Below are 15,053 nucleotides of genomic sequence, written 5' to 3'. Positions count from 1 at the left end.
GGCGGATGCACCGTCATCTGTGGCCGTTCCATGCGGGATCCGTATCCTTGTCAAGCGCCGGCGCGAACTGCACCCCGCCCCACCTCGGGTGGGAGCGATCAAACGGCGCAGCGCCGAGCCGCGGTTGCGCCGTGTTATAGACGAAGAAATGGCGTCCCGCGGCGATCAGCTCCGCACGCAGCCGCATGTGCTGCGCGGTGCCGAGCTTCGGCGCATGCGCAAGGAACGCCTTTCCTTCCAGTTCGGTGTCTGGCGTCCATATCTGCCACGTGTACTTGTAGAACGCGGGGTTCGGGTGCATCTTCTGGCTGAAGTAGTAGCCACGGGGCGGCGCCATCGCGAACGCGCGGGCGAACCCCGCGCGAGACGGTATCCACATCGCGCAATCCTCAGCGGTACATGACGAGGTACGTGACGCTTTCCGCGACACGGAAATTCGCGTCCTTCAGCGTGTCCTGGCGCATGCTGCTCTCCTTCATGTCGGCGGGTGGGAACAGGCATCATGTTGGTCGCGTATCCGCGCATCGGATGCGCAGATGCGGGCTGAAACTGCACTCCTCAGATCGGAGGGCAAGTCATGCAAGTCACTACCAATGCCGCGTCCAGCGAGCGGACGCAAATCGCCAACCTGAAGCACTACCCCCGCCGCGTGCTGCTGTGCCGCTGGGGTTTCTCCGTGGACGAGGCTGCCGGGCTGTTGCCGGACCTGCCCTCACTGGAGGGCAGGCTGGAATGGACGCTGGACGACAGGGAAAAGCCCCGGCCCGACCTGGTGGTGCACCTGGTCGACGCGACGCGGCTGAGCGGAGTCTGGGCAGGCGCGCGCTGGAACGCCATGGGCCCGGTGGAAGCCATGCGCAAGGCGCGCCAGCGCGGAACCAGCGAGATTGCCATTGTGCTGGGGTCGGTGCAGCACCTGCCGGCCGAACGCATCGGCTGCTGGATTCTGGCGGGGGAGCGCAGCCTGGCCGCGGCCCTCACCATCGTTGCGCGAACCGCGATCGAGCCTCTGTTCGCGGCGGGTGCGGGACGCCGCTCCGGGTTCCACGAACTGGCTGCGATGAATGCGTTGTGCGTCCTGGCAAGGGAGCAGGAGCAGACCAGCGAGGCGCTGTCCAAGCGCCTCGTCTCGGTGCTGTGGACAGCCGTCAACCGCTCGTATGCCGTGCCCGCCCGCCTCATGGTCGCCGCGCAAACGCATGTCATGGACCATGTGGATTCCTTCAATCCGCATCTGCTGCGGCGCATCCGCGCGTATCGGCGCAATTCGGGCCCGGTGGACCTGACGGCCGATATCACGATCGCCTATCCCTGGCCTGTGAGCGCAGGGCCGGCGCTATGAGTCCGGGCCCTGGCGGTGGCCCGGCGGCGCTTAGTCGGCGCCGGGCTCTTGCGAGTAGGCGGCGCAAGCCTGCCTGAGCTTCTCTCCRATCTCCTTGCGCAGCCCGGGGGGCGACAGGACTTCCACCCTTGGTGAGCGCTCCATCAGCAGGTTCCGCAGTTCGATCGAAGGGATGACGGTGGCGCTCAGCCGGAAGCCGCCCTCTTCCTCGATGATCTCCTGGTCGTCGGCAAGCCATTGTTCGCGGAACAGGTTCCTGATTCCTCCATCTTCCCGGATCCTGAGTTCGAGGCGGATCGGCGCTTCGGGAAAGAAGGAGAAGTACTGGTTGTCCAGGACATAGGCGTTCAGATTGAAGTCCGGGTCTGGCCTGCCCGCCTCGTCGGTACATGCCGCGGAGACAAAGCGATCCAGGCGAAGCTGATAGCGCCTGAAGGTGCGGTCGCTGCGCTCCCTGCTTGCGACGAGATACAGCACCGGGCCGCGCTCGACCAGCGCAAGGGGCACCACCAGGAACGTGGCGGGCTCGTCGCTGTCCAGCCTAGAGTTCTGATAGCAGACGGACAGGACCTTGTTGGCGTAGAGCGCGCGCCTCACGGCGTTGAGGATCTCGTCGCTGATCGGCGGCGACATCAGTGGATAGCCAGCATCGATTCGCACGGTCTTGGTTGCCCAGGCACGGGCATCCATCAGGGTCGGGTCCACGGGGCTTTCGCGCAGGACCCGGTCCGCGCCGGTGAAATAATCCTCCAGGTCACTGATCACATGACTCGGGAGATGGTTGGGCGCGTGCTTTTGCAGCGTCAGGAGCGCAATGGCGAGTTCCAGCGGCGGGCGGCGGGCCATATCCGAGATCGCCTTCCTGCCGGTGCGCCACCATACCCGCGCGCGCGAATTCCCGGTCTTCCCGACCAGCCCGTCGCTCTCCAGGCGCTCCAGCGCCCGGTTGATCGTGTCGCGTTCCGGCGGGTCGTTAGGGTGGAGCCGCTTGATCCTGGCGATTATCTCCCCGGAGGCGATGCATTCTTCCGCCGCCGGGGGCATGCAGGAGAGGATGTCGCTTTCCAGGCGAGGCCATTTAACCGAGGTGACCATTTTTGTTTTTTTGTCGTGCGATTGGGAGCCGTATCGTAGCGGATTCACGCATGGAATGCGTAGATGGCATGGTAGGGCGCCAGCGCCGCATCACCGTGCCGTTGCCGGTCACGCATCGCTGCGCATTCGTGGTTCAATACACGCAGTACATATTTCCCGCGCAGTGAACCATCATGACCCTGATCGACATCAAGAACCTCCAGCAAGCCGCGGCCGCATTCGGCGAGGCGCGCGGCTGGGGCAAGTACCACAGTCCCAAGAACCTCGCCATGGCGCTCAGCGTGGAAGTGGCCGAACTGGTCGAGATCTTCCAGTGGAAGACCGAAGGCGAAGCGCGGGAGATCATGTCCACCGATGAGCGCGCGCATGTGGAGCAGGAGCTTGCGGACATCACCATCTACCTGGCGCAGTTGCTGAACGCGCTCAACGTGGATCTGGATGCGGCGGTGAAAGCCAAGATGGAGATGAATGCGCTGAAGTATCCGGCGAAGGCCGGCAGCGCGGATTGAAGTGAGGCGGCGCCAAAGCAAGGGCGCAGCCCTTGTCATGCCTCAGCGCGCCGCGGCACCCTTTGCCCGCCCAGGCGCGGATTGGGATACTCGCAACCGACTTCGACCCGGCCCTTGTACTCCCGGGCGACGATCCACGCGCCGCGCGTACTCTCCCGGGCCAGACCACGGCCGGCCACGCCCCGCAGCCCGAGCTGGCTGGCCACGGCATTGAGGTCGGTGGCATCGGTGATGCCATAGGCAGCGTAGTTGCCAAACTGGTAATCGCCAAAGCGCACGTCTCGTGCCGCGAGGCCGGCGATGGCGACAGGCTTGGGCGCACGCCATACGGCCGAGCTAAAGCCGCTCAGCGCCTCATTCTTGCTCCAGCCGGGCAGCCCGTCTTCTTCCAGCGCATCGACATAGGCAGCGACACCACTGGCCTGGCCCTTGCAATCGAGCAGGGCGGGCAGCGGCGGCATGGTTGCCGCATGGCAGGCTGCCGCGCCGGAAAAGGACAGCGCGACCAGGGTGAAGCGGAGAAAAGACTTCTTCATATTGTTCTGATTCTTTGGTGGTTGGAAAAGCGTGGCGGAGGCATAAATGCCCGCGGCATGATGCCTGTGTGTTGTAGCTCTGAGGGCCACACCCCAGCGCGATGCGAAGCGAGCCGTCAAGGTGCGATGCGAGTTTGGGTCCCGGCCGCTCTTTTCGCCGGATCCCGAGGGGGTGTCGCCCCATCCGGCGCGCCTTCTTTGCCTACTTTCTTGGCAAGACAAGAAAGTAGGTCGCCCCCCGCAGGGGGGTGAAACCGCCTTTGACTTTAAGCTTTTGAAGTTGAAGTTGAAGTTGAAGTTGCAGCCCTTCCCCAATACCCCCACCCCTACCCCCCCCTTCCCCCCTTCCCCCGCCGCGGCATCTCCGAATCCAACACCAACCGCCCATTAATCTTGCCATTCATCCGCGTAACATAACGCGTGCATTCCTCCATATGCGACAGCATCAGCGCACGCACCTTCTCCACATCGCGGTCCCGCGCCGCCGCCAGGATCTTCTTGTGGAACTTGACGTTCGCCGCGCCGAAGCGCTCGTGTTCGCACGTTGGCGTGTCGTTGCCGAACACCACCAGGTGCCGGATCATTTCATTGATCAGCTCGCAGCAAAAGCGCAGCATCGGGTTCGGGTTGGCGGCCGCCAGGATGTCGTGGAAGCTCAGGTCTTCCTGCCGCTGGTTTAGCGGATCGATCGCGGCGGCGGAGGCCGGGTCGCACTGGTCGATGGTGCGTTCCAGCGCGGCGAAATCCTCTTCCGTCAGGTGTGGCACCGCGCCCGCGGCCAGCTCGGGTTCCAGCAGCTTGCGCGCGGTGTAGATATCCGCGATACCGATGTCTTTGAAGAACAGGTAGTTCTGCATCAGCTGGAAGGTGCGGTCCAGTTGCACTTCCACGATTGTGCCGCCGCCCGCCGGGCCGGTGCTCACGCTGACCAGCCCCTGCACTTCGAGCGACTTGAGTGCCTCGCGGATCGTGCTCTTGCTCACGGAGAACATTTGCTGCAGGGCAATCTCGCGCGGCAGCTTGTCGCCGGGGCGCAGGTTCTTCTGCGTGATCAGGCGTTTCAGTTCTTCGGCAACCAGGTCGGCGCGTTTCTGCTTGCGAATCTCGATCGTCCTGGCGCCTTCGCCACGTAGCGGTGCCATGTTGTTTCCATCCCTTTGATTGCCGCGTGCCGCCGGTCCAGTCTGTTGCTGCCGGCCAGGCCACGCCGGGTCCAATTCTACAGGCTGCGATTGCCGCCGCCAGCGCCGCTGGTGCGCGTCGCCTGCGTACGCCTTGCTGCGTTTCCTCCTATTGACTTTGAAAGAAGCGCCTCCTACTATCGTCTCACCTATTTATCATGATAAATAGCATAAAAGGCTGGAGGATGTCCGCGCACCTGACGCGGCGGCTACCGGCCATCCTGGGTGGCTATCCCCATCGAGAGGAGTGAGACATGAATCGTCGTAACCTGTTGAAGCTGGCGGCGTTGTCCGCTGTCCCCGCCGCACTCGTGCACGCCCGCTCCGCGCTGGCGGCCGCGGGTGACGTGATCGAGCTTGGCTGCCCGGTGCCGATGTCGGGCCCCTTCGCGGCCAACGGCAAGTTTGCCGACCTGGGCATGAAGCTGGTGCTGGAGCAATACGACAAGGTGCTTGGCAAGAGCCTGCGCTACAGCGTGCTGGATACCGAAGGCAAGCCGGCCACCGCCGTGCGCAAGATGCAGGAGCTGGCGCAGAAGAACGCGGCGCGCTACTTTGCCGGCGGCATCCTGTCGTCGGAGTCGCTGGCCATGGGCAAGGAGGCGGAGAAGTTCGGCGGCGTATTCGTCACCACAGCCGGTGCCGACGAGATCACCGGCAAGGACTGCAACCGCGCCACCTTCCGCTGGTCCGTGCCCACCTTCGGGGCCATCGAGCGCACCGTGCGGCCGCTGATCGAGGCCATGCCCAAGGCCAGGCGCTGGTACACCATCACTCCCCAGTATGTGTTCGGCGAGGGCCTGCTGTCGGCGGCAAAGAACGTCTTCAAGGAAAAGGGCATCGAGCACGTCGGCAACAGCTATCACGGGCTCAACGAGAAGGAATTCAGCGGCTACCTGACCAACGCGCTGGCGGCCAAGCCGGATGTGCTGCTGATCCTGAACTTCGGCCAGCAGTCGTCCGACACGCTGCGCCAGGCGGCGAGCTTCGGCATGAAGAAGGACACCACGATCCTGGTGGCCTGGGCGTCCGGGCTGGAACAGTTCGAATCGCTGGGGCCGGAGTTGTGCGAAGGCGTGTACTTCGGCGCGCAGTACTGGCATGGCGCGGATTCGCCGCTGAACCGCGACCTGGTCAAACGGAGCAACGCGCGTTTCAAGAGCAATCCGAACTACAGCCTGGCCGGTTCCTATATCTGCACCAAGATCATGCTGGACGGCATGATCAAGGCGGGCACCGCCGATCCCAAGGCCGTGGTGGCCGCCATCGAGGGCATGAAGTACGACGGCCTGACCGGATCCGAGGAAGTGCGCGCGGCCGACCACCAGGTCATCAAGGACTACTACCTGCTCAAGGGCAAGGCGAAGAGCCGCATGAAGGACAAGGACGACTACGCCGAGGTGATCAGCGCCGGCAAGTCCTTCCTGCCCGTCGACAAGACCCTGTGCAAGATGGCCTGACGGGCCGCCTGCAAGCTACAGGCCGTGCGCCCCGGCATGGGGGCGCACCAGGGCCATCCTTCCCGTCCAAGCTTTCCGCTCAAGCCCATGAACGTCTACCTGTTGCAGGTGGTCAACGGCGTTGGCATCGGCATGCTCTACTTCCTGCTGGCAGTGGGTTTGTCGATCATCTTCGGCCTGTTGCGCTTCGTTAATTTTGCCCACGGTGCCTTCTATGCGCTCGGTGCTTACCTCTGCTTCCAGGCCTTGCAGCTTGGCCTGAATTTCTGGGTCGCGYTGGTCGCCGCGCCGCTGCTGGTCGGCGCCTTTGCCTGGCTGACCGAGAAGGTCATGCTGCGGCACGTGTACGCGCTTCCGCATGAGTTCCATATCCTGGTAACGGTCGGCCTCGCGATGGTGGCGCAGGAGCTGATCATCACCAGTTGGGGCCCGCTCGGCGTCAACGTGGCGCCACCCGAATCGCTGCAGGGCGTGGTGATGTGGGGCAGCTTCGTTTATCCGAAGTACCGGCTGTTCGTGATCGGCTTCACCGCGCTGCTGGCGGTCGGCTTGTGRTGGCTGCTGGAAGGCACGCGCCTGGGCAGCGCGGTGCGCGCGGGCAGTGAATCGACGGAGATGGTGTCGCTGCTCGGCATCAACATCTTCCGCCTGTTCAGCCTGATGTTCGCGCTGGGCGCGGCCACGGCGGCCATCGCCGGCGTGCTGGCCGCGCCGATCCGGGGGGCCGAGCCGTTCATGGGCGTGGAGGCGCTGGGCGTGGCGTTCGTGGTGGTGGTAGTGGGCGGGCTGGGCAGTTTCACCGGCGCGCTGGTGGGCGGCGTGCTGGTCGGCGTGGTGCAAAGCCTGATGAGCACGCTGTGGCCGGAAGGCGCGTGGCTGATGATCTATGTGGCCATGGCCGCGGTGCTGCTGCTGCGCCCGCATGGCTTGCTCGGGAGAGGATGATGGAGATGCTCAAACGCTATCGCTTCTGGCTGCTGGCGCTGGGCGTGACCCTGGTGCTGCCGCTTACGATGCGCTCCGGCACGCTGGCCACCGAAGTGCTGGTCTATGCCATGGCGGTGATGGCCTGCAACCTGTTGCTTGGCTACACCGGACTGCTTTCCTTCGGACAGGGCATTTTCTTCGGCCTCGGCAGTTATGGCCTGGGCATCGCGCTGACGCGCCTGGCGCTGCCTTTGCCGCTGGCGCTGGTGCTTGCCATCGTCCTGGGCGCGGCGGCGGCGGCGCTGGTCGGGTGGTTCGCCATTCGCCAGCGCGGCACGTACTTCGTGATGCTCACGCTGGCATTCGCGCAGATGTTCTACTTCCTCGCCTACACCACGCCGGACCTGACCGGTGGCGACAACGGCCTGCTCGATATTCCGCGCCCGCCGGTCTCGCTGTTCGGCACCCAGCTGGGCTCGCTGGCCGGGCCGTGGCAGTTCTACGCTTTTGTGGCGGTGCTGTTCCTGCTGGTGTTCTTCCTGGTGTTGCGTGTGACGGAGTCCGTGTTTGGCCGCACTTTGCTCGCGATCCGCAACAACGAGGAGCGCGCGCAGGCGGTCGGCTACAACGTCAGGTACTTCAAGCTGACGGCCTTCGTGCTGTCGGGGGCGATCACCGGGCTGGCCGGCGCGCTGCACGCCATGCTGATGGGCATCGCGCCGCTGACCAATATCGACTATCACACCAGCGAGATGATCCTGATCATGACGGTGATCGGCGGCACCGGCAACKYSTTTGCCTCGGTGCTGGGYKCGGCYTTCTATGTGCTGCTGKCSGACTGGCTGTCGACCTTGTGGCCGCGCTGGCTGATGCTGCTCGGCTTCCTGCTGATCGCGGTCAGCCTGTTCATTCCGCGCGGGCTTTGGGGCCTGGGAGAGATGCTGTGGCGCAAGATGAGCCGCGAACCGGCGAAGCCGATCGGACAGGAGGAACAGGCATGACAACGGCGATTCTGGAAGCGCGCGGGATTACCAAGTCCTATGGCAAGTTCAACGCGCTGGGCGGTGTGGACCTGCGGGTGATGCCGGGCACCGTGCATTCGGTGATCGGGCCCAACGGCGCCGGCAAGACCACGCTGTTCCATATGCTCACGGGCACCGGCACGGTGACCGCGGGAACCATCGTCTTCGACGGCAAGGATGTGACACGCGAGCCGGATTACCAGCGCGTGCAGCGCGGCATCGCGCGTTCGTTCCAGGTGACCAGCCTGTTCACGCATCTCCCTGTGCGGGAGAACCTGCGGCTGGCGGCGCTCGGAACTAGCCCGCGCCGCGCGATGGATTGCTGGCGGCGGCCGCTGGGGCAACTGGCCTGCGCGGATACCGTGGACGGCGTGCTGCAACGGCTGGAGCTGACCCGCGTCGCCAATGCGGAAGCCGGCACGCTGTCGCACGGCCAGCAGYGGCGGCTGGAAGTGGGCATGGCGCTGGCCGCAAGGCCGCGCGCCATCTTTCTGGACGAGCCGACGTCCGGCATGGGGATCGACGACCTGGCCGCGATGAAGCACCTGATTCGCGGTTTGAGCGCGGATCACACCGTGGTGCTGATCGAACACAATATGGATATCGTCATGGATATCTCCGACACCGTGACCGTGATGCAGCAGGGCAAGGTGTTGATGGAAGGCTCGCCTGACGCCGTGCGCAATGACCCGCGCGTGCGGGCCGCGTACCTGGGCAACATGATCACCGGAGGCGGCAAATGACGACGATGCTGGATGTCCAGGACGTGCACGGCTACTACGACAAGAGCCATGTGCTGCAAGGCGTATCGCTGGCGGTGGGCGCCGGCGAACTGGTCACCCTGCTGGGCCGCAACGGCGCCGGCAAATCCACCACCCTGAAGGCCATCGCCGGCGTGGTGCGTCCGCGCGGCGGACGCGTGCTGTTCCAGGGCCGCGACATCGCCTGCATGGAGCCGCACCGGATCGCGGCGGACGGTCTTTGCCTGGTGCCCGAGCATCGCGGCATCTTCCGTTTGCTGACCGTGGAAGAGAATCTCAAGCTCGGCGCGCGCAAGGCGTCGCCGTGGCAGCTGGACGATATCTACCGCATCTTCCCGCGCCTGCGCGAGCGGCGCCGCAACGGCGGCGCGCAGTTGTCCGGCGGCGAGCAGCAGATGCTCGCCATCGGCCGCGCGCTGATGAACCACCCGCGCCTGCTGATGCTGGACGAGCCGGTGGAGGGCCTGGCGCCGGTCATCGTCGAGGAGATCGTGGCGCAGCTCAAGATGATCAAGGCGGCCGGCGTCTCGATCCTGCTGGTGGAGCAGAACCTGGAGGTTTGCATGCAGCTGGCGGACCGGCATTTCATCCTGGAGCAAGGGACGGTGGTCTACAGCGGCAGCAATGCCGCGTTCCGGGAGGACGAGGCCGTCAAGGACCGCTATCTCGGCGTGGGCCTTGCGGCCTGATCCGCCGGACATCTACAAGCACGAGCATAAGCAGTGAAAGCGAGAGGAAGCACTATGTTGACGCAGCACCAACCTGCCCTGGCAAGCCTTCGCATTGATGGCGCGCGCCTGTGGGATTCACTGATGCGGCTCGCCGAGATCGGCGCGACGCCGAAAGGCGGCGTATGCCGGCTGGCACTGACTGAGCAGGACCGCCTCGGCCGGGATTTCTTCGTGGCGGAGGCCCGGGCCTCCGGCTGCGAAGTGCGGGTGGATGCGGTGGGCAACCTGTTCGCGCGCAGGGCGGGCAAGAACAACGGGCTGCCGCCAGTGATGACCGGCAGCCATATCGATACCCAGCCCACCGGCGGCAGGTTCGATGGCAACTACGGCGTGCTGGCGGGGCTGGAAGTGCTGCGCACGCTCAACGATGCCGGCGTGCAGACCGCGCACCCGCTGGAAGTCGTCGTGTGGACCAATGAGGAAGGCTCGCGCTTCGTGCCGGTCATGATGGGCTCCGGCGCCTTTGTTGGCGAGTTCGCGCTGGACGGCGTGCTGGGCCAGCGCGACCGCGATGGCGTTTCCGTGCGGCAGGCATTGGCCGCGATCGGCTATGCCGGCGGCGAGGCGGTTGGCGGGCGCCCGGTGGCCGCGTATTTCGAGGCGCATATCGAACAGGGTCCGGTGCTGGAGGCCAGCGATGTGCCGATCGGCGTCGTCACGGGCGCGCTGGGCCAGCGCTGGTACGACGTGGTCGTCACCGGGATGGAGGCGCATGCCGGCCCCACGCCGATGGCCATGCGCCGCGACGCCATGCTGGTGAGCGCGGAGCTGGTCGGCATCGTCAACCGCATTGCCATGGAGCGGCAGCCTCACGGACGCGCCACGGTGGGCTGCATGGAAGTGCACCCGAACTCCCGCAACGTCATTCCCGGCCGCATTGCCATGACGGTGGACCTGCGTTCCGACACGGATGCCACGCTGTCGGAGATGGACCGTGCCTTCCGCGAAGCCGCCGCGCAACTGGCCGCGCGTACCGGGCTAAGCATCGGCATCGAACAGGTGGTGTACTTCCCGCCGCAGCCGTTCGACGCGCGCATGGTGGCGTCCGTGCGCGCCGCCGCGCGGCGGCTGGAGCTGCCGGAGATAGACGTCATCAGCGGCGCCGGGCACGACGCGGTCTATCTCGCGCGCGTGGCGCCGGCCGCGATGATCTTCGTGCCATGCAAGGACGGCATCAGTCATAACGAGATCGAAGACGCCAGGCCCGAGCACCTGGAGGCGGGCTGCAATGTCCTGCTGCAAGTGATGCTCGAATCCGCCAACCTGTCCTGACGCCCGTCATGAAGATCCTGATCGCACGCCTGAACCACGAGACCAATACCTTTTCGCCGGTGCCGACGCCGCTGTCGTCCTTCGATCCCCGCTACGGGGAAGACGCTTACAGGGCCAGCAAGGGCACGCGCACGGCCATCGGCGCCTTCATCGACCTGGCCGAAGCGGCGGGCGCCGAACTAGTGGTGCCGGTCGCGGCCGGCGCCAACCCCAGCGGGCGCGTCGCGGCCGATGCGTATACCGCGCTATGCGACGCCATCGTGAGCGCGGCCCCCGGCTGCGATGCGGTGATGCTCGACCTGCACGGCGCCATGGTCGCGGAGAACAGCGACGACGGCGAGGGCGAGTTGCTCGCGCGTTTGCGCAAGGTGCTGCCCGATGTGCCGGTCGCGATTGCGCTGGACCTGCACGGCAACGTCACGCAGGCGATGATGGCGCACGCGGATATCGCCGTCAGCTTCAAGACCTATCCGCACGTCGACATGTACGAAACCGGCGAGCACGCCGGCCGCCTGCTGATGCGCATGCTGCGGCAACGGATACGGCCCGCGCTCGCATGGCGGCGTTTGCCGATGGTGACGCACACGCTGCGCAGCAACACCGGCGAGGGCGCCATGCAGCGCGCGGTGGCGGCGGCCCGGCAGGCCGAGGCCGGTGGCATGCTGGCGGTATCGGTGCTGGCCGGTTTCGGGCTGGCGGATATCGCGGCGCCTTGCATCAGCGTGCTGGTGGTGGCCGATGGCGATGCCGCRGCGGCACAAGCCGCGGCGGACAAGCTCGCGGCGCAGATCTGGAACGAGCGCGCCGGCTTCGTCTATGAAAGCGAGCCGCTGGCGGATTCCATTGCGCGTGCCGCGCAACTGGCGGCTGCCGACGGCAAGGGGCCGGTGCTGTTGCTGGACCACGGCGACAACTGCATGTCCGGCGGCACCTGCGACGATATGGCGGTGCTGCGCGAAGCGCTGCGCCAGGGCCTGTCCGGCATCGCGGTGGGGCCGGTGTGCGACCCGCGCGCGGTAGCCGCGCTGATCGAAGCCGGCGTGGGCGCCAGCGTCACGTTGCCGGTGGGCAACAAGGTGCCGCTTAGCCAGCTCGGCGTCTATCCCACGCCGCTGACCCTGAGCGGGAGCGTCTCCGCCATCAGCGACGGGGAATACGTGATCAGCGGTCCTACCTACCCCGGCCTGCGCATCCGCATGGGCCGCACCGCGCTGCTCGATACCGGCGCGGCGCAGGTGGTGGTGACGGAGACGCCGCAAGAACACTGGGACCTTGGCATTTTCACCCACATCGGCGTGGACCCGCTGGCGCAGCGCTTCCTGCTGCTGAAATCGCGCATGTACTGCCGCCCGGTATTCGTGCCGATCGCGAAGGCGGTGGTCGAGTGCGATGGCGGCGGCGTGACGAGTTCGCGCTACGCGCAGTTCCCGTTTCAGCGGCTGGCGCGGCCGGTGTATCCGCTGGATGCGGATGTCGCCTGGCGCGCATAGCCGCGGATTGCTGTCGGGGCGCCGCCCCAATCCATGCCTTAGCGCGCGCTGGCGAACCGCCTGTGCCGGCGCGTGCAGGTTCAGGCGGGGCGCCTTGTGCCAGCGGCGCGTGAGCGCCGCGCAGTTGCTGGCGCCGGCTTGTCCGGGCCGGATGCAGGTTCATCGAACGCATCCGCCGCCAGCAGCACGCCCGCGGAGACGATGTATTCCGCCGCGCTTTCAATATCCCCTTGCAGTGCGGCCCGTGCCGCCACGCCATCCTTGCGCTTGAGCGCCTCAACAAGCCGCGCGTGATGATTGACGGCCACCTGCTCGCCCACGCGGCGCGAGCCGGAGCGCAGGTCGTGATTCAGGATCGGGCCGATGCGCAGCCATAGTGCTTCGATCATCTGCAAAAGCATCGGCATGCCGGCGCCTTTGTAGACGGCGAAATGCAATTCCTTGTTGACGGAGATCAGCCGCGAGCTGTCCGGCTTGGACCGTGCCATCTCTTCCGCGAAGCGGTCGTGCAGGGCGGTGATCTGCACGATCGCGGCATCGCTCAGGTGCTCGGCCGCCTGCTCCGTCGCCAGCCCTTCCAGGTTGACCCGGATGCTGGTGATCTCCCGGAACTGGCTCACGCTCATGACCGGCACGCGCAGCGCGCGGTTCGGCGTCAGTTCCAGTGCCTGCTCCGCCACCAGCCGGTGGACCGCCTCGCGCACCGGCATCACGCTCACGCCCAGCGCGGCGGCGGTGCTGCGCAGCGAGATCTGTTCGCCGGGCATCATGTGGCCGCTGATCAACAGCTCTCTCAATTGCGCATAGACGTCGGCACTCAGCGTCTGGCGCTTCAAAGGGGTCACAAGTTCGGGTAGGGACATGCGGAAATCATAGCACATAGGGTATTCCCGATTTGCGATCTGTGATCACAGATATAACATGGCGCCAATGGAGCAATATCGCCTCATGGATGGAGCTGACGAATATGTGGAATGACAATTCTCTGGCGGGCAAGCGGGTCCTGGTGACCGCGGGCGCCGACGGCATCGGCCTGGAAATCACCCGCGCCTTCGCGCAGGCGGGCGCCAGCGTGCTCGTGTGCGATGTCCAGGGCGCCAGCCTTGAGCGGCTGGCGGCCGAGTTGCCGGCGGTGCATGGCTGCCGGGCCGACGTGTCGGGCGAGGCCGACGTGGCGGCATTGTTCGAGGCCGTCGACCGCACCCTCGGCGGCCTGGACGTACTCGTGAACAACGCCGGCGTGGCGGGCCCCACCGGCGGCGTGGAGACCCTGGCGCTGGCTGACTGGGAGCGCACGCTCGCGGTCAATATCACCGGCCAGTTCCTGTGCACCCGCCTGGCGGTGCCGCGCCTTCGCCGGGGGAATAACGCCGCCATCGTCAACCTGTCGTCGGCCGCCGGCCACCTGGGCATGCCCGGGCGCTCGGTCTACTCGGCGTCCAAGTGGGCGGTGATCGGCTTCACCAAATCGCTGGCGCTGGAACTCGGCGCGGACGGCATCCGCGTGAATGCCATTCTGCCCGGCGCGGTCGATGGCCCGCGCATTCGCGCGGTCATCGCGGCAAAGGCCGAAGCGCTGGGCAAGCGGCTGGAGGAAGTCACGCGCGCCTACACCTCGCAAGCCGCGCTGGGGCGCATGGTGACGGCGCGCGACATCGCCAACATGGTGCTGTTCGCGTCCAGCGACCTGGCCGCCAACGTCACCGGCCAGGAACTGGTGGTCGATGGCCTGACCCAAGCCCTTAGCTGAGCGCACCCCCACCAACCGATTTCATACGGAGCCCGCCATGGCAGCCCGATCCAAAGCCATCATCACCTGCGCCCCTACCGGCGCGATCCACACGCCCAGCATGTCGCCGCACCTGCCGGTAAGCGCCGAGGAAATCGCCACTGCCGCCATCGACGCGGCCAAGGCAGGCGCGGCCATCCTGCACCTGCACGCGCGCGATCCGAAGGACGGGCGGCCGTCGCAGGATCCGGAGCTGTTCCGGCCGTTCCTGTCGAAGATCAAGTCCGCCACCAATGCCGTGATCAACATCACCACCGGCGGCAGCCCCCACATGACCGTGGAGGAGCGCATGCTCCCTGCCACCACCTTCAAGCCGGAACTTGCGTCGCTTAACATGGGCTCGATGAACTTCGGCCTGTTCCCGATGCTGGAGCGTTTCAAGGAGTTCAGGCACGAATGGGAGCGCGAGCATCTGGAGAACAGCCGCAACCTGATCTTCAAGAACACCTTCAGCGACATCGAGAATATCCTGAAGATCGGCAACGCCAACGGCACGCGCTTCGAGTTCGAGTGCTATGACATCAGCCACCTGAACAACCTGAAGCATTTCCTGGATCGCGGGCTGGTCAAGGCGCCGGTGTTCGTACAGTCGGTGTTCGGCATCCTGGGCGGCATCGGTGGCGATCCGGAAGACCTGATGCATATGCATCGGACCGCGAACCGGCTGTTCGGCGACCAGTACCGCTGGTCCATCCTCGGCGCCGGGCGCAACCAGATTCCGCTGGCTACCATCGGCGCAGCGATGGGCGCCAACGTGCGGGTCGGCCTGGAGGATTCGCTGTGGATCGGCCACGGCCGGCTGGCGGCTTCGAGCGCCGAGCAGGTGCTGCGTATCCGCAGCGTGCTGGAGGCGTTGAACATCGATGTCGCGACGCCCGACGAGGCGCGCGAGATCCTCGGCCTGAAGGGCGCGGACAACGTGGCGTTCTGAGTTGAGT

16 protein-coding genes are annotated in these 15,053 nt (G+C 65.8%); 11 read left to right on the top strand and 5 right to left on the bottom strand.

Going from position 1 to position 15,053, the window contains the following annotated elements; genetic code table 11:
• Positions 1-13: 13 nt before the first annotated feature.
• Positions 14-379: a hypothetical protein gene (locus AC1DKD_RS17895; protein WP_441635013.1), complete on the bottom strand. Its 366-nt coding sequence runs from the start codon at positions 377-379 to the stop codon at positions 14-16.
• A gap of 198 nt (positions 380-577) precedes the next feature.
• On the opposite strand from AC1DKD_RS17895, the gene AC1DKD_RS17890 reads away from it, so the two are divergent.
• Complete coding sequence (locus AC1DKD_RS17890; protein ID WP_441635011.1) at positions 578-1,342, top strand: hypothetical protein; 765 nt, start codon at positions 578-580, stop codon at positions 1,340-1,342.
• Positions 1,343-1,372: 30 nt separating this feature from the next.
• On the opposite strand, the gene AC1DKD_RS17885 is transcribed toward AC1DKD_RS17890, so the two are convergent.
• Complete coding sequence (locus AC1DKD_RS17885; protein WP_477104524.1) at positions 1,373-2,437, bottom strand: helix-turn-helix transcriptional regulator; 1,065 nt, start codon at positions 2,435-2,437, stop codon at positions 1,373-1,375.
• 173 nt (positions 2,438-2,610) lie between these two features.
• Between AC1DKD_RS17885 and AC1DKD_RS17880 the strand changes: the two genes are divergently transcribed.
• Positions 2,611-2,946: a nucleotide pyrophosphohydrolase gene (locus AC1DKD_RS17880; protein ID WP_045240417.1), complete on the top strand. Its 336-nt coding sequence runs from the start codon at positions 2,611-2,613 to the stop codon at positions 2,944-2,946.
• A 35-nt stretch (positions 2,947-2,981) separates the two neighbouring features.
• On the opposite strand, the gene AC1DKD_RS17875 is transcribed toward AC1DKD_RS17880, so the two are convergent.
• Positions 2,982-3,482 carry a hypothetical protein gene (locus tag AC1DKD_RS17875; protein ID WP_477104523.1) on the bottom strand — a complete coding sequence of 167 codons (501 nt, stop codon included), beginning with the start codon at positions 3,480-3,482 and terminating at the stop codon, positions 2,982-2,984.
• A 326-nt stretch (positions 3,483-3,808) separates the two neighbouring features.
• Positions 3,809-4,624: a FadR/GntR family transcriptional regulator gene (locus AC1DKD_RS17870; protein WP_441634000.1), complete on the bottom strand. Its 816-nt coding sequence runs from the start codon at positions 4,622-4,624 to the stop codon at positions 3,809-3,811.
• A 293-nt stretch (positions 4,625-4,917) separates the two neighbouring features.
• On the opposite strand from AC1DKD_RS17870, the gene AC1DKD_RS17865 reads away from it, so the two are divergent.
• From AC1DKD_RS17865 to AC1DKD_RS17835, 7 genes are all read left to right on the top strand, one after another.
• Positions 4,918-6,123, top strand: a complete 1,206-nt coding sequence (locus AC1DKD_RS17865) for an ABC transporter substrate-binding protein (protein ID WP_035872523.1) — start codon at positions 4,918-4,920, stop codon at positions 6,121-6,123.
• A gap of 87 nt (positions 6,124-6,210) precedes the next feature.
• Positions 6,211-7,068, top strand: coding sequence for a branched-chain amino acid ABC transporter permease (locus tag AC1DKD_RS17860; protein ID WP_477143533.1), 858 nt, complete (start codon positions 6,211-6,213; stop codon positions 7,066-7,068).
• Complete coding sequence (locus AC1DKD_RS17855; RefSeq protein ID WP_477143532.1) at positions 7,068-8,051, top strand: branched-chain amino acid ABC transporter permease; 984 nt, start codon at positions 7,068-7,070, stop codon at positions 8,049-8,051. Before AC1DKD_RS17860 ends, AC1DKD_RS17855 begins: the two co-directional genes overlap by 1 nt.
• Positions 8,048-8,815, top strand: a complete 768-nt coding sequence (locus tag AC1DKD_RS17850; protein WP_477143531.1) for an ABC transporter ATP-binding protein — start codon at positions 8,048-8,050, stop codon at positions 8,813-8,815. Before AC1DKD_RS17855 ends, AC1DKD_RS17850 begins: the two co-directional genes overlap by 4 nt.
• 5 nt (positions 8,816-8,820) lie before the next feature.
• Positions 8,821-9,522: an ABC transporter ATP-binding protein gene (locus AC1DKD_RS17845; RefSeq protein ID WP_441634002.1), complete on the top strand. Its 702-nt coding sequence runs from the start codon at positions 8,821-8,823 to the stop codon at positions 9,520-9,522.
• A 54-nt stretch (positions 9,523-9,576) separates the two neighbouring features.
• Complete coding sequence (locus tag AC1DKD_RS17840) at positions 9,577-10,836, top strand: Zn-dependent hydrolase (RefSeq protein WP_441633992.1); 1,260 nt, start codon at positions 9,577-9,579, stop codon at positions 10,834-10,836.
• 8 nt (positions 10,837-10,844) lie between these two features.
• The gene (locus tag AC1DKD_RS17835; protein ID WP_441633990.1) at positions 10,845-12,326 is read left to right on the top strand and encodes a M81 family metallopeptidase; all 1,482 of its coding nucleotides are present in this window, start codon (positions 10,845-10,847) and stop codon (positions 12,324-12,326) included.
• A gap of 80 nt (positions 12,327-12,406) precedes the next feature.
• On the opposite strand, the gene AC1DKD_RS17830 is transcribed toward AC1DKD_RS17835, so the two are convergent.
• Positions 12,407-13,189 carry a GntR family transcriptional regulator gene (locus AC1DKD_RS17830; RefSeq protein WP_441633988.1) on the bottom strand — a complete coding sequence of 261 codons (783 nt, stop codon included), beginning with the start codon at positions 13,187-13,189 and terminating at the stop codon, positions 12,407-12,409.
• 104 nt (positions 13,190-13,293) lie between these two features.
• Between AC1DKD_RS17830 and AC1DKD_RS17825 the strand changes: the two genes are divergently transcribed.
• Both AC1DKD_RS17825 and kce read left to right on the top strand, forming a co-directional pair.
• A complete protein-coding gene (locus tag AC1DKD_RS17825) occupies positions 13,294-14,076 on the top strand; it encodes an SDR family oxidoreductase (RefSeq protein WP_441633986.1) in 783 nt (260 codons plus the stop codon).
• 37 nt (positions 14,077-14,113) lie between these two features.
• Complete coding sequence (kce, locus tag AC1DKD_RS17820) at positions 14,114-15,046, top strand: 3,5-dioxohexanoate:acetyl-CoA acetone transferase (RefSeq protein ID WP_441633984.1); 933 nt, start codon at positions 14,114-14,116, stop codon at positions 15,044-15,046.
• The last annotated feature ends 7 nt before the right edge of the window (positions 15,047-15,053 follow it).

Source organism: Cupriavidus sp. 05T313 (assembly GCF_056396665.1).
This window is presented reverse-complemented; position numbering and strand designations above follow the sequence as displayed.

Bases quoted from the DNA above. Each gene is read 5' to 3' on its own strand.
- kce (WP_441633984.1), top strand. From the start codon at position 14,114: ATGGCAGCCCGATCCAAAGCCATCATCACCTGCGCCCCTACCGGCGCG.
- AC1DKD_RS17845 (WP_441634002.1), top strand. From the start codon at position 8,821: ATGCTGGATGTCCAGGACGTGCACGGCTACTACGACAAGAGCCATGTG.
- AC1DKD_RS17895 (WP_441635013.1), bottom strand. From the start codon at position 379: ATGTGGATACCGTCTCGCGCGGGGTTCGCCCGCGCGTTCGCGATGGCG.
- AC1DKD_RS17890 (WP_441635011.1), top strand. From the start codon at position 578: ATGCAAGTCACTACCAATGCCGCGTCCAGCGAGCGGACGCAAATCGCC.
- AC1DKD_RS17870 (WP_441634000.1), bottom strand. From the start codon at position 4,624: ATGGCACCGCTACGTGGCGAAGGCGCCAGGACGATCGAGATTCGCAAG.
- AC1DKD_RS17880 (WP_045240417.1), top strand. From the start codon at position 2,611: ATGACCCTGATCGACATCAAGAACCTCCAGCAAGCCGCGGCCGCATTC.
- AC1DKD_RS17830 (WP_441633988.1), bottom strand. From the start codon at position 13,189: ATGTCCCTACCCGAACTTGTGACCCCTTTGAAGCGCCAGACGCTGAGT.
- AC1DKD_RS17865 (WP_035872523.1), top strand. From the start codon at position 4,918: ATGAATCGTCGTAACCTGTTGAAGCTGGCGGCGTTGTCCGCTGTCCCC.
- AC1DKD_RS17875 (WP_477104523.1), bottom strand. From the start codon at position 3,482: ATGAAGAAGTCTTTTCTCCGCTTCACCCTGGTCGCGCTGTCCTTTTCC.
- AC1DKD_RS17840 (WP_441633992.1), top strand. From the start codon at position 9,577: ATGTTGACGCAGCACCAACCTGCCCTGGCAAGCCTTCGCATTGATGGC.
- AC1DKD_RS17825 (WP_441633986.1), top strand. From the start codon at position 13,294: ATGTGGAATGACAATTCTCTGGCGGGCAAGCGGGTCCTGGTGACCGCG.